The following is a 16,183-nucleotide window of genomic DNA, read 5'->3' on the forward strand; positions in this document are numbered from 1 at the left end:
TGGCCAGAGCGCGATGAGCGCTGCTGTCGCGGCCTTTTCCGCGCCGACGCCAGGCTGGTAAGCCCCGGCAATCGGCCTATCTACGATCCATGACCTGGACCGACCGCCTCGCGCCCTCGCCCGACGATTTCGCTGTCCTGGCCCGCCGGACCTTCGAGGCCTTGCCGGCCGACGTCCGCCGCCAGGCCGGCGAGGTGGTGTTCCAGGTCGAGGACTTCGCCGCCGACGCGCTACTCGACGACTTGGGGATCGAAGATCCCTTCGAGTTGACCGGCCTCTACTCCGGCCCGGATCCCGCCCGCCAGGCGTCCGATCCCTCGACGCCGGTGTTCGTCCTCTATCGCCGCCCGATCCTCGACGAATGGTGCGAGCGCGGCGACGTCGCGCTGGGCGAACTGGTCATCCAAGTGCTGGCCTATGAACTGGGCAAGGTCGGGGGGATTCCCGTGGACTACGAGGCCGGCCCCTTGGAGGACTGGTCCGGGACACTAGCGCCCTCGCTCGAGGACTTCGCCGAGATCGCCGGCCGGGCGCTGGAGGGCCTGCCGCCGCCGATCCGGGCCGCGGTGGGGGACGTGCAGGTCCGGGTCGAGGAGTTCGCCGACGACGAGACGCTCGACGCCCTGGGCATCGCCGACCCCTTCGAACTGACCGGCGTCTACGAAGGCGTCGACCTGACCCGGCGCAGCCTGTTCGACGCCGTTCCCGGGACCTCGGCCATCCGTCTTTTCCGCCGCCCGATCCTCGACGAATGGTGCGAAGGCGAGGTCGGCTTCCAGTCGCTCGTGCAGCACGTCCTGGTGCACGAGGTCGCCCACCATTTCGGCTTCAGCGACGCCGGCATCGATCAGGTCGAGCGCTCATAGCGGCCCTCGCGCTCGACGAAGGAGTCGCGAGCAGATAACGCTGTTTTTCGTCTCGTGATTGAGTCTAACCTCGCCGCGCGCCTTTCGGCGTCGGGGGAAATCGCCATGAAGGCTTCGACACTCATCCTGGCCGCGGCGGTTCTGTTCGCCGCGAGTCCGGCGGACGCCGGCCCGACCTACCGCCAGCAGGTCGTGGATGTCTTCAAACAGGTCTGCCTGCCTGCCGGGACCAATCCGGCGGCTGTCGGGATCGCCGCCGCCAAGCTCGGCTGGAAGCCGGCTCCGGCCTCGATCAAGGCGTTCTACCCCGGGCCCCAGACCAAGGTCTGGGTGTCGCCCGCGACGTCCAGGTTCTATCTCGCCCAATCGCCGAACATCGGCATCTGCCAGGTCGGCTATTATGACGGCCAGGAGACCAAGGAGCCGATGACCAATCCCGCGGCCTTCTCCAACAAGCTGCGCTACATCATGATCCATGCCGGCATCGCCGTCGGTTCCGGGTTCGTGAAGACCGACGAGAATGAAGAGCTGCTCCAGCAAGGTTATTACATCTCGCCCAACTATCCCGGGCTGAAGATGACCGTGGGGGTCACCAATTTCCCCAACGCGCCGAACTTTTTCCTGCACACCAGCACGCCCTGACGCCGCCGGCGCGGCGCCTTCCTATCGGCGCCGGATAACGGGAGAACCCTTTCGGGAAGAGAAATTACACCTGTGGCCCAATCTCGGACGTATTCCGTCACCATAAGGGTTGCGAGGGAACGCCTGTCGGTTTTAATGCCGACCTCTTGCCTAGTGGGGATATCTCGACCATGCGCCTTGCGCTCGCCACCCTGATCGCGCCCGTCCTGATGCTGGGAGGCGCGGTCTCGACCGCCGCCCTCGCTCAGGAACAGACCGCCCCGGCTCCGGCGGCGGCTCCCGCCGCGCCGATGCAGACGCCGACAACCCCCGCTCCGGCCCAGGCTCCGATCGGCGGCGCCCCCGCTGACCAGGCCGCGCCGCCGGTGGCCGCGCCCCCTGCCGGCACGGCCCCGGCCTATGTCGAACCCGTGCGCCCGCCGCCGACCACCGATCCGGTCTCGCTGCAGCTGTTGGGCGTGCTCGACAAGGTCTGCAAGCCGGCCGTGGTCGGTGGCGACGTGGCCAGCCTGGCCAAGGCGGCGGGCATGAAGAAGAAGAAAGAGCAGTGGGTGCTCGACATCGGCAAGCCCTACATGATCGCGGTCGACAACCCCGGCTCCAACAAGAACGTCTGCACCGTCACGATCAACTACGCCCAGGGCAACGACCAGGCCCAGGCCCTGGCCACCGCCCTGCACGACTGGGCGACCTGGGAGAACAAGCCGCAGCTGCGGCTGATCCGCAACGACCAGACGATCGGCAGCGACTTCAAGCGCTTCACCGTCTCGTGGGACGACGCCTGGGCCGACGGCCACGCCGGTCTGGTCTATATGCGCCTGAAGAAGCTGGACGACAGCTCGGTCGGCAAGAACTTCGAACAGGCCCAGATCCTCTACAGCACGACCAGCCGCTAGGATCGGAGGGCTCCGGCCCTCCCTTCGAGACGCTGCGGCAATGAAAAGGCGCGGGAGTGATCCCGCGCCTTTTCTATTCCCCTCCGCCCTGCGCGCCGTGATCGCTGACGGCCAGGGTCGCAACGTCGATCAGCGGCCAAGACGGAACCTGATGCCGGGGGGGACCTCAGCGCTTGCCGCGCGGCGGTCCGGACTTGCCCGGACGGGGACCGGCCGGCTTGTCGCTGGCCGACTTGGCCATTCCCGGCTTGGACCACACTTTGCCCGGTTCGCCGGGCTTGCCGGCTCCCGCCGCCTTGACCGTGCTCGGCTTGCCCGCCGGCTTGGCCGGCCCCTCGGCCAGCGGCTTGTAGCCATTGGCCCGCAGCGCCCCGAGCTTCGGCTTGGAGGACGGCTTGGCCGGACGGGCCTCCTTGCCGGCGGCGGCCCGCTTGTCGGCGGCGTTCTTGTCGGCCAGGTCGCGGTCGCGGACCCGCTTGGCGGCGGCGTCGCGGTAGGAGAGCGGCTTGGGGCCGATCATCTTGCTCTCGAGCGACTTGGCGGCCCGCGGCGCCTTCTCGCGGCCGGCGGTCGCCGGCTTCTTCTTGGGCTTGGCCCACCCCGGCTTGCGGACGAACTTTTCTTCCTCGACCTTCTCCTCGGGGGTGATGATCGAGACCTGGGCCAGCTTGTTGGTGCGGGGCACGCCGCGCCGCTGCATGTCGCCGCCGCCCGCCGTGCCGACCGCCTTCAGCGGATCGGCCACGCCGATGAACTGCGGCTTGTCGCCCTTGGGCATGTTCTCGTCGGCGACGATGCCTTCCAGCAGCTCGCGGATCACCCGCGGGCCGACCTCCTCGATCTGGCCCGGCAGCAGCGTGCCCAGGGCGAACGGACCGTAGGACAGGCGGATCAGGCGGTTGACCTTCAGGCCGATGGATTCCAACACCCGCCGCACTTCGCGGTTCTTGCCCTCGCTGAGGGTCAGGGTGATCCAGATGTTCTTGCCGCCGCCGGCCTTGTCCTGGGCCTTGTCGAGGCGGGCCTCGATCGGGCCGTAGCGCACGCCCTCGACGGTGACGCCGTCCTTCAGCCGGTCGAGCTTGGCCTGGGTGGTGTCGCCGAAGGCGCGGGCGCGGTAGCGCCGCACCCAGGCGTTCTGCGGCATCTCCAGGGCCCGCGACAGGGCGCCGTCATTGGTCAGCAGCAGCAGGCCCTCGGAGTTGAGGTCCAGGCGTCCGACCGAGATCAGGCGCGGCAGGTCGCGCGGCAGGGCCTGGAACACCGTCGGGCGCTGCTTGGGATCGTGGTGGGTGGTCATCAGCCCGGCGGGCTTGTGATAGCGGAAGACGCGCGTCGCCTCGGGCTCGTCGATCATCTTGCCGTCGACGGTCAGGATGTCGCCGGGGCGGACCCGAATGGCCGGGGTGGTCAGCACCTCGCCGTTCAGGGCCACCCGCCCGTCCTCGATCAGTCGCTCGACCGCGCGCCGCGAGGCCACGCCGGCCCGGGCCAGCATCTTGGCGACCCGCGCGCCGTCTCCGTCGTCGTCTTGACCCGGAATGGCGTTGTCATGCAGGTGGGGCTGGTATTTCTCGGTCATGGCGTCGTCCTTCGAAGGGCTGGGCGCATCTCACGATGGGCGGTTTCTAATGCGCACCGAAAGCGGCGGGGATCAAGGTTGACTGGGTGCGACAAGAACAGGATATACTAAGTATATTCGACTTTTTTGGGAAGGCCGCGCGATGAAGTACGAGCCTTTGAAGCGACACTTGGAGAGCTTGTTTTCACGCGGCGAGGTGCGCCTCGAATTCGCAGAGATCGAACGTATCCTGCACTTTCCCTTGCCGCGCTCCGCTCGCACCCATCAGGCTTGGTGGTCGAATACGAGGGCCGGTCACTCGCACGCAGCCGCTTGGCTCGACGCCGGCTGGAAGACAGCCGCCCTCGACCTCGCCGCGCGGAAGGTCAGCTTCGTCAAGGAAAGCGTCGGATCCGGCCTTGCCGAGCAAGGGTCGCCCTTCCGGCATCAGAACGAGGAGACCATTGCCCTGCCCACGAAAGCGCTTGGTGAACGCGCCCTGCGGATGCTCGATGAGCACGTCAAGACTCATGGTGGTGATCGGGCCAGCGCCTGTATCGCCCTGCTTGACCAGTTGGCCAATGATCGGCTGGCGGCGATGGTCGAGTGGTTTCAGAACGCCTCGCCGCGTTCAACGGTCGACGCCGTCGACCTGATCCGCGAGGATCGGGACAGCGATGAGCGATGAGGTCGTTCTGGACGCCTCGGTCGCCGTGGACTGGCTTCTTCCAGGGCCACGGTCGGCGGTGGCTTTGGCCTTCCTGCAGACGGGCGCGCGGCGAATCGCGCCGGACCTGATCTTCGCCGAGTTTGTGTCGGTGGCGGCCAGATTCACGCGGAGGGGTCTGGCGCCAGAAGCGGATGCACGCGCGGCCGTTGAACGGCTTCCGCAGTTGATCGACGAGGTGGTTGCCTTGAGCGATCTGTCGGCGCCCGCCTATGACCTAGCGACGCGCTACGGCTTTTCGGCCTATGACGCCGTCTATCTGGCCGTGGCGTTGCGGCGTCGTCTCCCACTTGTCACCGCCGACGCGAACCTTGCCAGACGGGCGGTGGATGTCGGGTTGGCCGCATCCATCCGCCTCCTGATCTCGGAGCCTTGACCATCGCCGCCGCCCCGCTCACCGACGAAGCCGCCATGGCCATCGCCCTGGACGAGGCCCGCGCCGCCGCCGCGCGGGGCGAGACGCCGGTCGGGGCCGTGATCCTCGACCCGGCGACCGGCGAGATCCTGGCCCGGGCCGGCAATGGTCCTATCGGCGCCCACGATCCCACCGCCCACGCCGAGATCGCCGCCCTGCGGATCGCCGCCGCGCGCCTGAGCAACTATCGCCTGACCGACCTGACGCTGGTGGTGACGCTCGAGCCCTGCGCCATGTGCGCCGGGGCGATCAGCCACGCGCGGATCGGCCGGGTGGTGTTCGGGGCCGAGGATCCCAAGGGCGGGGCGGTGGTCCATGGCCCCAGGTTCTTCGACCAGCCCACCTGCCATTGGCGGCCGGCGGTGACTGGCGGGGTGATGGCCCAGGAGAGCGCAGAGCTGTTGCGGGGGTTTTTCAGGGAACGGCGGAAGCGCTAGTTCACCAGCGCCGACCCGAGCAGCACCTTGGCGCCCGCGCGGCCCAGCACCTTGTCGGCGGCGACCTGCATGCGATTGCCCAGATAGCCGAGATCCGGCGCCGCGCCGCGCGGCAGGCCGGCGGTGTAGGTCATCAGCACTTCTGCGAAGGCGGCGCGCAGGCGCGGCTGCGAGGCCTGGGCCCGCTCCATCAGCTTGGGATCCAGCGCCTGGACGCCGGTCTCCAGGGTCATCACCCCGCGCCGGCCGTCGCGGCGCATGACCGTGGCGGTCAGCGGGTCGAGGGCGAAATAGCTCGGCGGGGCCTTTTCCTTCTCGCCATGGCCGGCGAAGGCCGGCGGGGCGGCAAGACTGGCGGCGGCCAGCAGCGACAGGACGGGGAGGAAGAGGGCGCGGCGCATGGGTCCCTTTTTGCCATGCCGGGATTGACGTCCTCTTTACGTCTGGCGCGCACAAAGGGGCGTTAACCATGAATCGGCCCGCGCGCGGTCAGGCGCGGCGGGCGCGCAGGAGGCTGAACTTGGGGCGCTTTTCACCGAAAACCCTCGATCTGGACGGCAAGGTCATCCTGGTGACCGGCGGCACCGGCTCTTTCGGCCGCCGTTTCATCGAAACCGTCCTGCGGCGCGCCAGCCCCCGGAAGGTGATCATCTATTCCCGCGACGAATTGAAGCAGAGCGACATGCAGATGGAACTGCGCGAGCAGTTCGACGAGGCGACCTACGCCAAGCTGCGGTTCTTCATCGGCGACGTGCGCGACCGCCAGCGCCTGACCCTGGCCCTGCGCGGGGTCGACATCGTCATCCACGCCGCCGCCCTCAAGCAGGTGCCGGCCGCCGAGTACAATCCGTCCGAGTGCATCCACACCAACATCATGGGCGCCGAGAACGTGGTCTGGGCCAGCCTGACCAACCACGTGCAGCAGGTGATCGCCCTGTCGACCGACAAGGCCTGCAACCCGATCAATCTCTACGGCGCCACCAAGCTGGCTTCGGACAAGACCTTCGTCGCCGCCAACAACCTGTCGGGCGACATCGGCACCCGCTTTGCAGTGGTCCGCTACGGCAATGTGGTCGGCTCGCGCGGCAGCGTCGTGCCGCTCTACAAGCGGCTGCTGGCCCAGGGCGCGACCGAGCTGCCGATCACCGACCTGCGCATGACCCGGTTCTGGATCACCCTCAACGAGGGGGTCGAGTTCGTGCTGTCGTCGCTGGAGCTGATGCGCGGCGGCGAGATCTTCGTGCCCAAGATCCCGTCCATGACCATGCCCGACCTGGTCAAGGCGATGTCGCCCGACGCGGGGGTCAAGGTCATCGGCATCCGCCCCGGCGAGAAGCTGCACGAGATGATGATCAGCGCCGACGACGCCCGCGCCACCGTCGAGCTGGCCGACCGCTATGTGATCGAGCCGACCTTCGTGGAATATCCGCGTGAGCGCTTCGCGGCCGCCGACGGGGCCAGGCCGGTGGCCGAGGGCTTCAGCTACAGCAGCGACACCAATGACGACTGGCTCAGCGCGGCGGGCCTGGACGCCATGCTGGCCGAGAAGGCCTGATGGCCGACAGCGCCGTCCCCTTCCTGCCCTATGGCCGCCAGACCATCGAGGATGACGACGTGGCGGCGGTCGCCGCCGCCCTGCGCGCCGACTTCCTGACCACCGGCCCGACCGTCGAGGCCTTCGAGACCGCCTTCAAGACCAAGGTCGGGGCGCAGCACGCCGTGGCCGCGGCCAACGGCACCGCCACCCTGCACCTGGCCATGCTGGCGCTCGGGGTCGGCCCCGGCGAGGTCTGCATCGTCCCCTCCGTCACCTTCCTGGCCACCGCCAACTGCGCCCGCTATGTCGGGGCCGAGGTGGTGTTCGCCGACGTCGATCCCGCCAGCGGCCTGATGACTCCCGACACCTTGGCCCAGGCCCTGACCCGGGCGGGCGACCGCCGTGTGCGGGCGGTGCTGCCGGTGCACCTGCGCGGCGACGTCTGCGACCTGCCGGCCCTGCGCGCCATGGCCGCCGCGGCCGGGGCGGTGCTGGTCGAGGACGCGCCCCACGCCCTGGGCTCGGTCGCAACCTTCGACGGCGTCGCCCACCCGGTCGGCGACGGGGCCTATTCGGCCTTCGCCAGTTTCTCGTTCCATCCGGTCAAGACCCTGGCCACCGGCGAGGGCGGCATGCTGACCACCAATGACGCGGCCCTGGCGGCCCTGGCCCGCCGCCTGCGCGGCCACGGCATGGTCCGTCCGGCGGAGGCCGATCCATGGTGGTACGAGATGAGCGAACTCGGCTTCAACTACCGCATGCCCGACGTGCTCTGCGCCCTGGGCCTGTCGCAGCTGGCCAAGCTGGATCGCTTCACGGCCCGCCGCCGGGCCCTGTCCGCCCTCTACGCCGAGCGCTTGGCCGCCCTGGGCCCGACCGTACGGCTGGCGGACAGCCCGGCCTGGTCGGACCCGGCCCTGCACCTGCTGACCGTGCTGGTCGACTTCGCGGCGGCCGGCACGACCCGCCGCGCCGTGGTCGAGGCCCTGAAGGCGCGCGGCGTCGGCAGCCAGGTCCACTACATTCCGGTGCATCGCCAGCCCTACTACCTCGCCCGCTACGGCCTGCAGCACCTGCCCGGGGCGGACGCTTGGTACGACCGTTGCCTGACCCTGCCGCTGTATCCGGCGCTGGCCGACGGGGATGTCGATCGGGTGGTCGAGGCGCTGGCGGCGGCGCTGGGGCGGTAGGCGAAGTTGCTGCCTTCGGCCACCGTCCGCGGCGGAACGGCCGCGTCCGGGGCGGATGCGGACTGTTGCCGAAAGCAGAAGTTGTGAGCGTCCGAGAAGGGGCATCAGGCGCGGACACGGCTTTTCGACCTCGGGCTTTCGCGGCGAGTGGATGAGGAGGCGCGGAGCGGCCGGGCCAGGCCCGGAGACCGTGGGGTTAGTGTGTGCGTTTCGGCGTGGACAGACCGCTCCGCGGAACCGTTTTTCTCGAGGGACGGCGACTGAGGGCCTGTTTCATCCCGATCGACGTTCCCCCTCGGACGGGCAGGATCAAAGTCGCCCGGAAGGGGCCGTCAGCGACTCCGACAGATCCTGGAACAGGCCGGTTTGAACCTCCCGGCCCCGTCGACCCGCCTGTCCCGCCACCGTCCGCGCCGGACCTTGGAGCCTTCTGAGCCCCGCAACCCGCCGCGATCCGATCGCCAGGCCCAGGCGGCCCCGCTCGGTTCCATCTCCATCGCCGCTTCGGGTCGGTACCAAGCGCCCTCCTCCGCGACGGAGACAGGTTTGATTGTGCGGGAGGTTTTAGCCCTGGCGCGTCGGTGACGGTGGTTATTTTTCAGGGCGTTGAAGTTGCTGGGGTTCTTGGCGTGGGGACGGGGATGGAGGCGTCTCGATCCCCTCGAAATCCCTTCCCTCCCCCTCGTGGGGAGGGTGGCCCTGGCGGAGCCAGGGTCGGGTGGGGCCTGCTGAGCCCGCCGATGATCCACCACCCTGCACCGCTCCCCACCCGTCGGCTTCGCCGCCACCCTCCCCACGAGGGGGAGGGACGGACCTAACGGGCGCCGTCCTGCCCCTTCCATCCTCCGCCCCAGCGGCCAGACGCCAGAGCTCCGATCCTACAAGGCTTTAAGGCGCAGCCGCATCCGACGGGGCGGATGCGGGCTTCGACGGAAACGGACCTTTTAAGGGGCGGCAACGGGTGATCGTCGGACGTTAGCGGCGCGCCTTCTATTCTTCGGTAGGCGGTAGAGCGCAGAAAATCACTACGTCTTTGAGTGTCCGGATCTGCAACGCTCGTGCATTCTCACAACCTTTGTCCGCGACGAGTTGAATTTCTGGGAGGGCTTGGGTGACGCTTATTAGCCTGTCACTCAAAAGCCGATTCTCCTCCGTACATGCCGTCGCTTCGCTGCCCGTCAGAGCATGGCCTGCCCCCCGACTGCTAACCGTGCCGATTGATCGCCCGCAACCTTCTAACTCGAACAAGCCACCGCTTACACTCAGGTTCGGACCAGCACCAACTTGGCCGTTGAGCGAGTGAAACAACCAGATGCCTTCAAATAGGGGAGTCTTGGCAGGTGGACATTTTGTTCGCTCACAAGACGGGAGCAATAACGCCACAATGGCAATTGACGCCGCTCGCAATCGGGGTGCTGTCCTAAGTCCTGACGATTTACTTCCCATTTCGACAGCGAACCACGGGATAGGGCCATTGCCAAGGTACGCTCACACAGTCCGACTTGGGTGGATGTCGGACGCAAGCCTTTCCCAGAAAATCATCCGCTGCTCCCAGCGCAAGCTTCTCCCGCCAGGCGGGAAGCGGTAGCTAGGCTATATGACTGGACGCCAAGATGATGAAGGCCACCTGATCTTCCATAAGATCGCGGGCGTTGCTCTGGCAGCAATCCTGACCATTGGTGGCATCGCCGCGATTGGATGGGGCGACGCTACCGTCGAGCCGCGCATGGAGGCGTTCGCCCGCGAGACGCCCGGAATGATCGTCTGGTGGCGTGAAGACGTGGGCTGGCTTTTCATAGTGGGCATAGCGCTGATGTTTGCCCCCATCGTCTTGGTGCCCGGCGCTTTTGGCGTCAGATTTCGAAGGTTCTTGCCGACCTTACGTCCACGCTGGCGCCTCGTCTTGGTACTGGGGCTTGCTGCGCTGATTGGCGCTGAAGCCGTTGTCTATCGTTCGTTTGGCGGGCGCGACGTCGGGGTGGCGACAATCGACGGCGTCCAGTGGCTTCGCGACGGCGCGCCTCACGATCGATGGCGCTGGGGGCAAGCGATCGAAATCACTGGCGGGTGTTCGACATACCGCAAGTATTCATGGTTCGAACCCAAATATGGCGTGGACTATCTCGTCGCCTTTCCTGGAAAGCGGGAAGCTCGCCTGTCGTTCAGGATGGAAGACGCCGCGAGTTGGGCCTCGGCCCTCAAGCCCATCGACGACAAGCTGACCGCCGCCGGGGTGAGGCGGTCGGTGAAGGGCGATGCCGAATGCCTCGCGCACTATCAGGCCGGAATGTTCAATAGCGATAGACAAAACTTCCAGCACGTTCTGCGGCGAACGGACTAACCGTCAATCCGCTGGATCAAGCCATCGCCCCATACACAGATGGAACGTCCAACTAGGGTCGAAAGCGGGCCTTGACCCTCGCCTTGGTCTCTAAGCCGCCCTCGGCTGCACCAGGCCCTTGAGCAGGTCCATGGTCTCGGGCGAGCCGGCCAGTTCCTCGCGGATTTCCGGCGTGCGGGCCAGTTTCATGGCCTCGATCCGGGCCTTGTCGGCGACCGGGCCGGTCGGGCCGGCCTCGCCCATGGCCAGCTTGATCAGCAGGGCCAGCTTCTGGGGCAGCGGCGCCGGGGCGCGGACCAGCATGGCGACCAGGCGGGCGTCGGTCTCGACCATGCCGCCCAGGTCGCCCAGCTTGGCGCACAGCGGCTCATAGTCCTCGATCACCAGGCCCGAGCGGATCAACGACTTCTGCAGGGCGGCCAGGGAGGCCAGCTTGGCGGCGGCGGAATCGGGACCCTGGCGCAGCTCGCGCTCGAAGCGCAGGGCCTGGATGTTGGCCGACAGCCAGCGGGCGGCCTGGCGCTTGTTGACCGCGCCCATGACGTTCTCGGCCAGGCGGATCAGCATCTGCACCTCCTCGCGCGACGAGCGGTCGCGGCCGAGCAGGGACTCGATGAACTCGCCGTTCAGCAGGGTCTTGGAGCGGGTGGTGAAGGCGCTGGTGATGTCCTCGGCTGGCAGGATGCGGCCGGCGGCGGCGGTCAGGCTCATGGCCAGGGCCCGCAGGTGCTCGATCTCGGATTCGGCGTCTGCGGGTTTGAGGCGGCGCACGCCGTTCAGTTCCTTGAGCACCCGGTGGGCGATCGAGGCGCGGACGGCGGGGAAGTCGTCGCCGGTCAGCCAGACGCTCAGCCGCTTGGCCACGCCCGACAGCTCGGGCATGCAGTGGCGCACCCCGGCCTCCAGGCGGATCAGGGCCTCGACCTGGGCGCCGCCGGCCAGCCGGGTCATGGCCGCCAGGGTCGTGCCGAGGTCGCAGTCCGTGCCCAGCAGGTCGGCCATCCCGGCCTTGGAGCCGATGATCTCGGCCAGGGGCTGTTCGATCGCCGCCAGGGCGGCGGCGCGAGCCTTGGGATCCTCGGGCGCGGCGTCGGCCAGGTCGAGCAGGCGGGCGATCTTCTCGGACCAGTTCTTGCCCGGGGCGATCGAGGCGGCCACCCCGGCGCCGAGCAGGAAGGCGCGGTCGGGATCGCCCGACAGCCGCTCGGCGGCCTTGGCGAAGCCCTCGGTGTCGAGATTGGGCAGGGCCCCCTTCTTGAAGGCCTTCATCAGGTTGGCGACCGTGCGCTCGACCAGGCCCTGGAAGGTGCGGATCAGCTCGTGCACCGACATGCCCCGGGCCTCGGCCTCGGGGATGGCGATCTTCTGCAGGGCGTGCTGCAGGTCGGTGCCGGAGGCTTCCAGCTTCTCGACCAGGTCGGGACGGTGCAGCAGCTCGAACGGCGTGGCGTTGTGCCGCGCCAGCCAGGCGTCCAGCAGCCGGCCGATGCGGTCGCGGGCGTGGGCCGTGTAGAGGTCGGCCGGTTGGACGCAGAGCGGATCCAGGTCCTCCTGGACCTTCTTGGGCTTGCCGCCGTCGACCTGGCCCTTGGTGAAGATCGAGATCGACTTGTATTCCCGGCTCTCCGGGTCGAGGGTTTCCTTGCTGACCCGGACCGCGATGGCCCGGCCCTGCTCCAGCGCCTCCTCGGCGGTCTGCAGGGCGTGGGTGCGCACCTCGGTCGCCATGTCGAGCGTCCATTGCGCGCCGGGCTTGCGGCGCACGAACAGCTCGTAATGGACTTGATCGCTCATCGGCAAAGGGCTCCCCGAGCTTCCGTTATGGGATACAAGACCTTAAGGCGAGGTTGCCATGCGGCGCCCGCGCCCCGCCGCACGCCGTTCCGGTCGCAATGGCGCCATGCTGGAGCCGCAAAGGCCGGGGAAAGCTTGGCTGCCTCCCCGCGATGTAGACAGCGTGTCGCATGGGGCGCGTTGTCGCGGACGACGGCGGGCGATAGTATCGGCCGGCAAGTGCAAAGGACTCATGAGGCTCGATGGCCGACATCACTCTCATCGACGACGACGAAAACATCGTCGCTTCGGTCTCGCTGGCCCTGGAAAGCCACGGTCACGTGGTCAAGGCCTACTATGACGGCGCGTCCGGTCTCGATGCGGTCGAGAGCCAGGCCCCCGACCTGGTGATCCTCGACGTCAAGATGCCGCGCATGGACGGCATGGAGGTGCTGCGGCGCCTGCGCCAGACCACCGAGATCCCGGTGATCATGCTGACCTCGAAGGACGACGAGATCGACGAGATCCTCGGCTTCAACCTCGGGGCCGACGACTACATCCACAAGCCGTTCAGCCAGCGCCTGCTGCTGGAGCGGGTCAAGGCCGTGCTGCGCCGGGCCCGTCCGGAGGAGGAGGACGCCTCCGCCGCCCCGGGTTCGGCCAATTCCAAGATCATGAAGCGCGGCAAGCTGACGCTGGATTCCGCCCGCCACGACAGCCTGTGGGACGGCAAGCCGGTGCGCCTGACGGTCACCGAGTTCCTGCTGCTGCAGTCGCTGGCCCAGCGCCCGGGCTTCGTGAAGAGCCGCGACAACCTGATGGACGCCGCCTACGACGATCAGGTCTATGTCGACGACCGCACCATCGACAGCCACATCAAGCGGATGCGCAAGAAGTTCCGCCAGGTCGATCCGGAATTCGATTCCATCGAAACCCTCTATGGCGTCGGCTATCGCTATCGCGAATCCTGACCGGGCCGGAGAGTCCGGTTCGGATTCGGGCGAGACGTCCCGGCGTCGGTGGTCCTGGCCCCGGGGCTCGCGCCTCGGCCGGCTGATCATCGGACTCAACGTCCTGGCCCTGGCCGTGCTGCTGGGCGGGGCCCTGGTGCTCAATGAACTGCGTAGCGGGCTGATCAACGCCCGCATCGACAGCCTGACCACCCAGGGTGAGCTGATCGCCAATGTCATCGACCTGGCCGCGACGGTCGGCGACCCCGAGCCGAAGCTGGAGGCCGCCCAGGCCAGCGACATCCTGCAGGGGCTGTTCATCCCGCGCTCGCAGCGGGCCCGGCTGTTCGACGCCGACGGCAACCAGCTGGCCGATTCCTATGTCGTCGCCGACCGGGTGGAGTCGCGGGTCCTGCCGCCGGCCCACAAGCCCGGCCAGCCGGCCTTCGGCTTGCCGACCCGCGATCCCGACGCCAAGCCCAAGGCGATCGAGGCGGCGCGCGAGGCCCTGGCGGCCGAGATCGCCCAGGCCCGCCTCGGCGCGCCGGTGGCCGGCACCCGCCGGGCCGAGAACGGCGAGCGGGTGGTGTCGGTGTCGATCCCGATCCAGCACGTGCGGGCGGTGCTGGGGGTGCTGACCCTGGAGGCCGGGGACGTCGACCAGATCATCTCGGCCGAGCGCAAGGCCCTGTTGCCCTTCGCCCTGATTGCCGTGGTAACCACCCTGATCTCGTCGTTCCTGCTCAATCGCCTGGTCGCCCAGCCGGTGCTGCGCATGGCCCGGGCCGCTGACCGGGTGCGGCTGGACGGGGCGCGGGCCATCTCCCTGCCCGACATTTCCGGCCGCAAGGACGAGCTGGGCGATCTGTCGCGGGCCCTGGAGGAGATGACCGACTCGATGTCGGAGCGGATGGACGCCATCGAACGCTTCGCCGCCGACGTCGCCCACGAGATCAAGAACCCGCTGACCTCGATCCGCTCGGCGATCGAGACCCTGGACCTGGTGACCGACCCCGCCGCCCGGGCGCGGCTGTTGGCCATCCTGCAGCAGGACGTCAGCCGCCTGGACCGGCTGGTCACCGACATCTCCAACGCCTCGCGGCTGGACGCGGAGCTGTCGCGCGAGGCGCCGCGGTCGTTCGAGCTGAACCTGCTGTTGCTGGAGGTGATCCACCTCTACGAGGCCCAGCTGCGGCCGGGCGACGCCCCCGGCAGCGTGCGGGTCAGCTTCGAGAACAAGGCCGCGCCGCAGGCCGCCCGGGTGATGGCCCGCGAGACGCCGATGGGCCAGGTGTTCCGCAACCTGATCGACAACGCCCGCTCGTTCAGCGCCGCCGACGGCGAGGTGCGAGTGGTGCTGGCCCGCGACCATGGCCGGCTGATCGTCACGGTCGACGACGACGGGCCGGGCATTCCGCCCGAAAACCTGGAGACCATCTTCGAGCGGTTCTACACGTCGCGGCCCAAGGGCAAGGCGTTCGGCGGCAATTCGGGCCTGGGGCTGTCGATCGCCCGCCAGATCGTCGAGGCCCATGGCGGGGTGATGCGGGCCGAGAACCGCAAGGACGCCGACGGCCGGGTGATCGGGGCGCGTTTCCGGGTCGACCTGCCGGAAGCCGGCGCCCATCATCACGGCCACCACCAGGGGGGCGCGCGCGAATGATCCTGCATGTCGGCATGATCGCCTGCCGCATCGGCGGCGAATGGCGCGGGGCGCTGATCGAGGGGCCCTCGGGGATCGGCAAGAGCGACCTGGCGCTGCGGGCCCTGGACCAGGGCTTCAGCCTGGTGTCCGACGACTACACGCTGGTGTTCACCTCGAACGGCCAGCTCTACGGCCGGGCGCCCGACGCCCTGGCGGGGCTGATCGAGGCCCGCGGCATAGGGATCTTGTCGCAACCCTGCCTGCCGTTCTGCCGCGTGCGCCTGCTGGTGCGCTGCGTCGGGGACCCCCTGGCGGTGGAGCGCATGCCCGAGCCGCAACTTGAGATGATCGCCGGCGCGGCCACGCCGATCCTTTCGCTGTGGCCGCTCGAGCCCGCCGCCCCGGCGAAAGTCAGACGCATGTTGGAGCATCTTGGAGTCGCCGGCTAACAAGCGTATCAAGGCGGCCCGCGCGGCGCCTCCCTAGCCGCCACGGGTTAGGGGATCCTGTTGAGAGATCAGGCATGATCGGGCTCGTGATCGTCACACACGGGCGTCTGGCGGAGGAGTTCGTCTCCGCCATGGAGCATGTGGTGGGCCCGCAAGGCGCGGTCCAGGCCATCTGTATCGGCCCGGAGGACGACATGGAGCGTCGCCGGTCGGACATTCTGAAGGCGTGCGCCGCGGTCGACGACGGCGGCGGCGTGATTCTGCTGACCGACATGTTCGGCGGCACGCCCAGCAACCTGGCCATTTCGGTGATGGAGCAGACCAAGGCCGAGGTGATCGCCGGCCTGAACCTGCCGATGCTGATCAAGCTGGCCAGCGTGCGCCAGCGCGAGACCCTGCAGGCCTGCGTCGCCTATGCGCAGGAGGCTGGACGCAAATACATCTCCGTGGCCTCCTACGTGCTGGCGGGAGAAAAATGAGTCGAGTCGCGACGCGCACGGTCGAGATCGTCAACGAGCGGGGGCTGCACGCCCGCGCCTCGGCCAAGTTCGTCAAGCTGGCCTCGGGCTTCGACGCCGAGGTGACGGTGGCCCGCGACGGCGCCAGCGTCGACGCCCGCTCGATCATGGGCCTGATGATGCTGGCCGCCGGCATCGGCTCGACCATCGACATCGCCGCCGAGGGTCCCGAAGCCCACGCAGCCATCGACGCCCTGGCCGAGCTGGTGTCGAACCGGTTCGACGAGGAGCGGTAG

At 68.3% G+C, this 16,183-nt stretch carries 17 protein-coding genes; 14 read left to right on the forward strand and 3 right to left on the reverse strand.

Going from position 1 to position 16,183, the window contains the following annotated elements:
* The first annotated feature begins 89 nt into the window (after positions 1-89).
* From ACIPQB_RS17485 to ACIPQB_RS17495, 3 genes are all read left to right on the forward strand, one after another.
* Positions 90-866, forward strand: a complete 777-nt coding sequence (locus ACIPQB_RS17485) for a metallopeptidase family protein (RefSeq protein ID WP_446486529.1) — start codon at positions 90-92, stop codon at positions 864-866.
* A 105-nt stretch (positions 867-971) separates the two neighbouring features.
* Positions 972-1,508, forward strand: coding sequence for a hypothetical protein (locus ACIPQB_RS17490; RefSeq protein WP_446486530.1), 537 nt, complete (start codon positions 972-974; stop codon positions 1,506-1,508).
* Positions 1,509-1,678: 170 nt separating this feature from the next.
* The gene (locus tag ACIPQB_RS17495) at positions 1,679-2,404 is read left to right on the forward strand and encodes a hypothetical protein (RefSeq protein WP_446486531.1); all 726 of its coding nucleotides are present in this window, start codon (positions 1,679-1,681) and stop codon (positions 2,402-2,404) included.
* A 166-nt stretch (positions 2,405-2,570) separates the two neighbouring features.
* Here the strand turns inward: ACIPQB_RS17495 and ACIPQB_RS17500 are convergent, their stop codons facing one another.
* Positions 2,571-3,986: a pseudouridine synthase gene (locus tag ACIPQB_RS17500; RefSeq protein WP_446486532.1), complete on the reverse strand. Its 1,416-nt coding sequence runs from the start codon at positions 3,984-3,986 to the stop codon at positions 2,571-2,573.
* Positions 3,987-4,128: 142 nt separating this feature from the next.
* On the opposite strand from ACIPQB_RS17500, the gene ACIPQB_RS17505 reads away from it, so the two are divergent.
* Genes ACIPQB_RS17505 through ACIPQB_RS17515 form a run of 3 tightly spaced genes read left to right on the forward strand, consistent with a single transcriptional unit; the run spans position 4,129 to position 5,544 of the window.
* Positions 4,129-4,653, forward strand: a complete 525-nt coding sequence (locus ACIPQB_RS17505) for a DUF7662 domain-containing protein (RefSeq protein ID WP_446486533.1) — start codon at positions 4,129-4,131, stop codon at positions 4,651-4,653.
* Entirely contained in the window at positions 4,643-5,068 is a 426-nt protein-coding gene (locus tag ACIPQB_RS17510; protein ID WP_446486534.1) for a type II toxin-antitoxin system VapC family toxin, read from the forward strand. Before ACIPQB_RS17505 ends, ACIPQB_RS17510 begins: the two co-directional genes overlap by 11 nt.
* Entirely contained in the window at positions 5,065-5,544 is a 480-nt protein-coding gene (locus ACIPQB_RS17515) for a nucleoside deaminase (RefSeq protein WP_446486535.1), read from the forward strand. Before ACIPQB_RS17510 ends, ACIPQB_RS17515 begins: the two co-directional genes overlap by 4 nt.
* Here ACIPQB_RS17515 and ACIPQB_RS17520 read toward each other — a convergent pair.
* On the reverse strand, positions 5,541-5,945 hold the full coding sequence (locus tag ACIPQB_RS17520; protein WP_446486536.1) for a hypothetical protein: 405 nt from the start codon (positions 5,943-5,945) through the stop codon (positions 5,541-5,543). The genes ACIPQB_RS17515 and ACIPQB_RS17520 overlap by 4 nt on opposite strands.
* A 119-nt stretch (positions 5,946-6,064) precedes the next feature.
* On the opposite strand from ACIPQB_RS17520, the gene pseB reads away from it, so the two are divergent.
* The 3 genes from pseB to ACIPQB_RS17535 all read left to right on the forward strand — a co-directional run bounded on the left by pseB (position 6,065) and on the right by ACIPQB_RS17535 (position 10,612).
* The gene (gene pseB, locus ACIPQB_RS17525) at positions 6,065-7,099 is read left to right on the forward strand and encodes a UDP-N-acetylglucosamine 4,6-dehydratase (inverting) (protein WP_446486537.1); all 1,035 of its coding nucleotides are present in this window, start codon (positions 6,065-6,067) and stop codon (positions 7,097-7,099) included.
* Positions 7,099-8,271 carry a UDP-4-amino-4,6-dideoxy-N-acetyl-beta-L-altrosamine transaminase gene (gene pseC, locus ACIPQB_RS17530; protein WP_446486538.1) on the forward strand — a complete coding sequence of 391 codons (1,173 nt, stop codon included), beginning with the start codon at positions 7,099-7,101 and terminating at the stop codon, positions 8,269-8,271. The genes pseB and pseC overlap by 1 nt, the downstream gene beginning before the upstream one ends.
* Before the next feature lie 1,597 nt (positions 8,272-9,868).
* Positions 9,869-10,612 carry a hypothetical protein gene (locus tag ACIPQB_RS17535; RefSeq protein ID WP_446486539.1) on the forward strand — a complete coding sequence of 248 codons (744 nt, stop codon included), beginning with the start codon at positions 9,869-9,871 and terminating at the stop codon, positions 10,610-10,612.
* Between the two features lie 90 nt (positions 10,613-10,702).
* Here ACIPQB_RS17535 and ACIPQB_RS17540 read toward each other — a convergent pair whose 3' ends face one another.
* Positions 10,703-12,406 carry a hypothetical protein gene (locus ACIPQB_RS17540; protein ID WP_446486540.1) on the reverse strand — a complete coding sequence of 568 codons (1,704 nt, stop codon included), beginning with the start codon at positions 12,404-12,406 and terminating at the stop codon, positions 10,703-10,705.
* A gap of 242 nt (positions 12,407-12,648) precedes the next feature.
* Between ACIPQB_RS17540 and ACIPQB_RS17545 the strand changes: the two genes are divergently transcribed.
* The 5 genes from ACIPQB_RS17545 (at position 12,649) to ACIPQB_RS17565 (ending at position 16,183) form a co-directional block, all read left to right on the forward strand.
* A complete protein-coding gene (locus tag ACIPQB_RS17545; protein ID WP_446486541.1) occupies positions 12,649-13,356 on the forward strand; it encodes a response regulator transcription factor in 708 nt (235 codons plus the stop codon).
* Positions 13,325-14,998 (forward strand): ATP-binding protein, encoded by a 1,674-nt coding sequence (locus ACIPQB_RS17550; protein WP_446486542.1) that lies wholly within the window; start codon positions 13,325-13,327, stop codon positions 14,996-14,998. The genes ACIPQB_RS17545 and ACIPQB_RS17550 overlap by 32 nt, the downstream gene beginning before the upstream one ends.
* Positions 14,995-15,429, forward strand: a complete 435-nt coding sequence (locus ACIPQB_RS17555; protein ID WP_446486543.1) for an HPr kinase/phosphorylase — start codon at positions 14,995-14,997, stop codon at positions 15,427-15,429. The genes ACIPQB_RS17550 and ACIPQB_RS17555 overlap by 4 nt, the downstream gene beginning before the upstream one ends.
* A 74-nt stretch (positions 15,430-15,503) precedes the next feature.
* The gene (locus ACIPQB_RS17560; protein WP_446486544.1) at positions 15,504-15,908 is read left to right on the forward strand and encodes a PTS sugar transporter subunit IIA; all 405 of its coding nucleotides are present in this window, start codon (positions 15,504-15,506) and stop codon (positions 15,906-15,908) included.
* Positions 15,905-16,183 (forward strand): HPr family phosphocarrier protein, encoded by a 279-nt coding sequence (locus ACIPQB_RS17565; protein ID WP_446486545.1) that lies wholly within the window; start codon positions 15,905-15,907, stop codon positions 16,181-16,183. Before ACIPQB_RS17560 ends, ACIPQB_RS17565 begins: the two co-directional genes overlap by 4 nt.

The organism is Caulobacter sp. LARHSG274 (assembly GCF_052871235.1).

Bases quoted from the DNA above. Each gene is read 5' to 3' on its own strand.
- ACIPQB_RS17485 (WP_446486529.1), top strand. From the start codon at position 90: ATGACCTGGACCGACCGCCTCGCGCCCTCGCCCGACGATTTCGCTGTC.
- ACIPQB_RS17490 (WP_446486530.1), top strand. From the start codon at position 972: ATGAAGGCTTCGACACTCATCCTGGCCGCGGCGGTTCTGTTCGCCGCG.
- ACIPQB_RS17495 (WP_446486531.1), top strand. From the start codon at position 1,679: ATGCGCCTTGCGCTCGCCACCCTGATCGCGCCCGTCCTGATGCTGGGA.
- ACIPQB_RS17500 (WP_446486532.1), bottom strand. From the start codon at position 3,986: ATGACCGAGAAATACCAGCCCCACCTGCATGACAACGCCATTCCGGGT.
- ACIPQB_RS17505 (WP_446486533.1), top strand. From the start codon at position 4,129: ATGAAGTACGAGCCTTTGAAGCGACACTTGGAGAGCTTGTTTTCACGC.
- ACIPQB_RS17510 (WP_446486534.1), top strand. From the start codon at position 4,643: ATGAGCGATGAGGTCGTTCTGGACGCCTCGGTCGCCGTGGACTGGCTT.
- ACIPQB_RS17520 (WP_446486536.1), bottom strand. From the start codon at position 5,945: ATGCGCCGCGCCCTCTTCCTCCCCGTCCTGTCGCTGCTGGCCGCCGCC.
- pseC (WP_446486538.1), top strand. From the start codon at position 7,099: ATGGCCGACAGCGCCGTCCCCTTCCTGCCCTATGGCCGCCAGACCATC.
- ACIPQB_RS17535 (WP_446486539.1), top strand. From the start codon at position 9,869: ATGACTGGACGCCAAGATGATGAAGGCCACCTGATCTTCCATAAGATC.
- ACIPQB_RS17540 (WP_446486540.1), bottom strand. From the start codon at position 12,406: ATGAGCGATCAAGTCCATTACGAGCTGTTCGTGCGCCGCAAGCCCGGC.
- ACIPQB_RS17545 (WP_446486541.1), top strand. From the start codon at position 12,649: ATGGCCGACATCACTCTCATCGACGACGACGAAAACATCGTCGCTTCG.
- ACIPQB_RS17550 (WP_446486542.1), top strand. From the start codon at position 13,325: ATGGCGTCGGCTATCGCTATCGCGAATCCTGACCGGGCCGGAGAGTCC.
- ACIPQB_RS17555 (WP_446486543.1), top strand. From the start codon at position 14,995: ATGATCCTGCATGTCGGCATGATCGCCTGCCGCATCGGCGGCGAATGG.
- ACIPQB_RS17560 (WP_446486544.1), top strand. From the start codon at position 15,504: ATGATCGGGCTCGTGATCGTCACACACGGGCGTCTGGCGGAGGAGTTC.
- ACIPQB_RS17565 (WP_446486545.1), top strand. From the start codon at position 15,905: ATGAGTCGAGTCGCGACGCGCACGGTCGAGATCGTCAACGAGCGGGGG.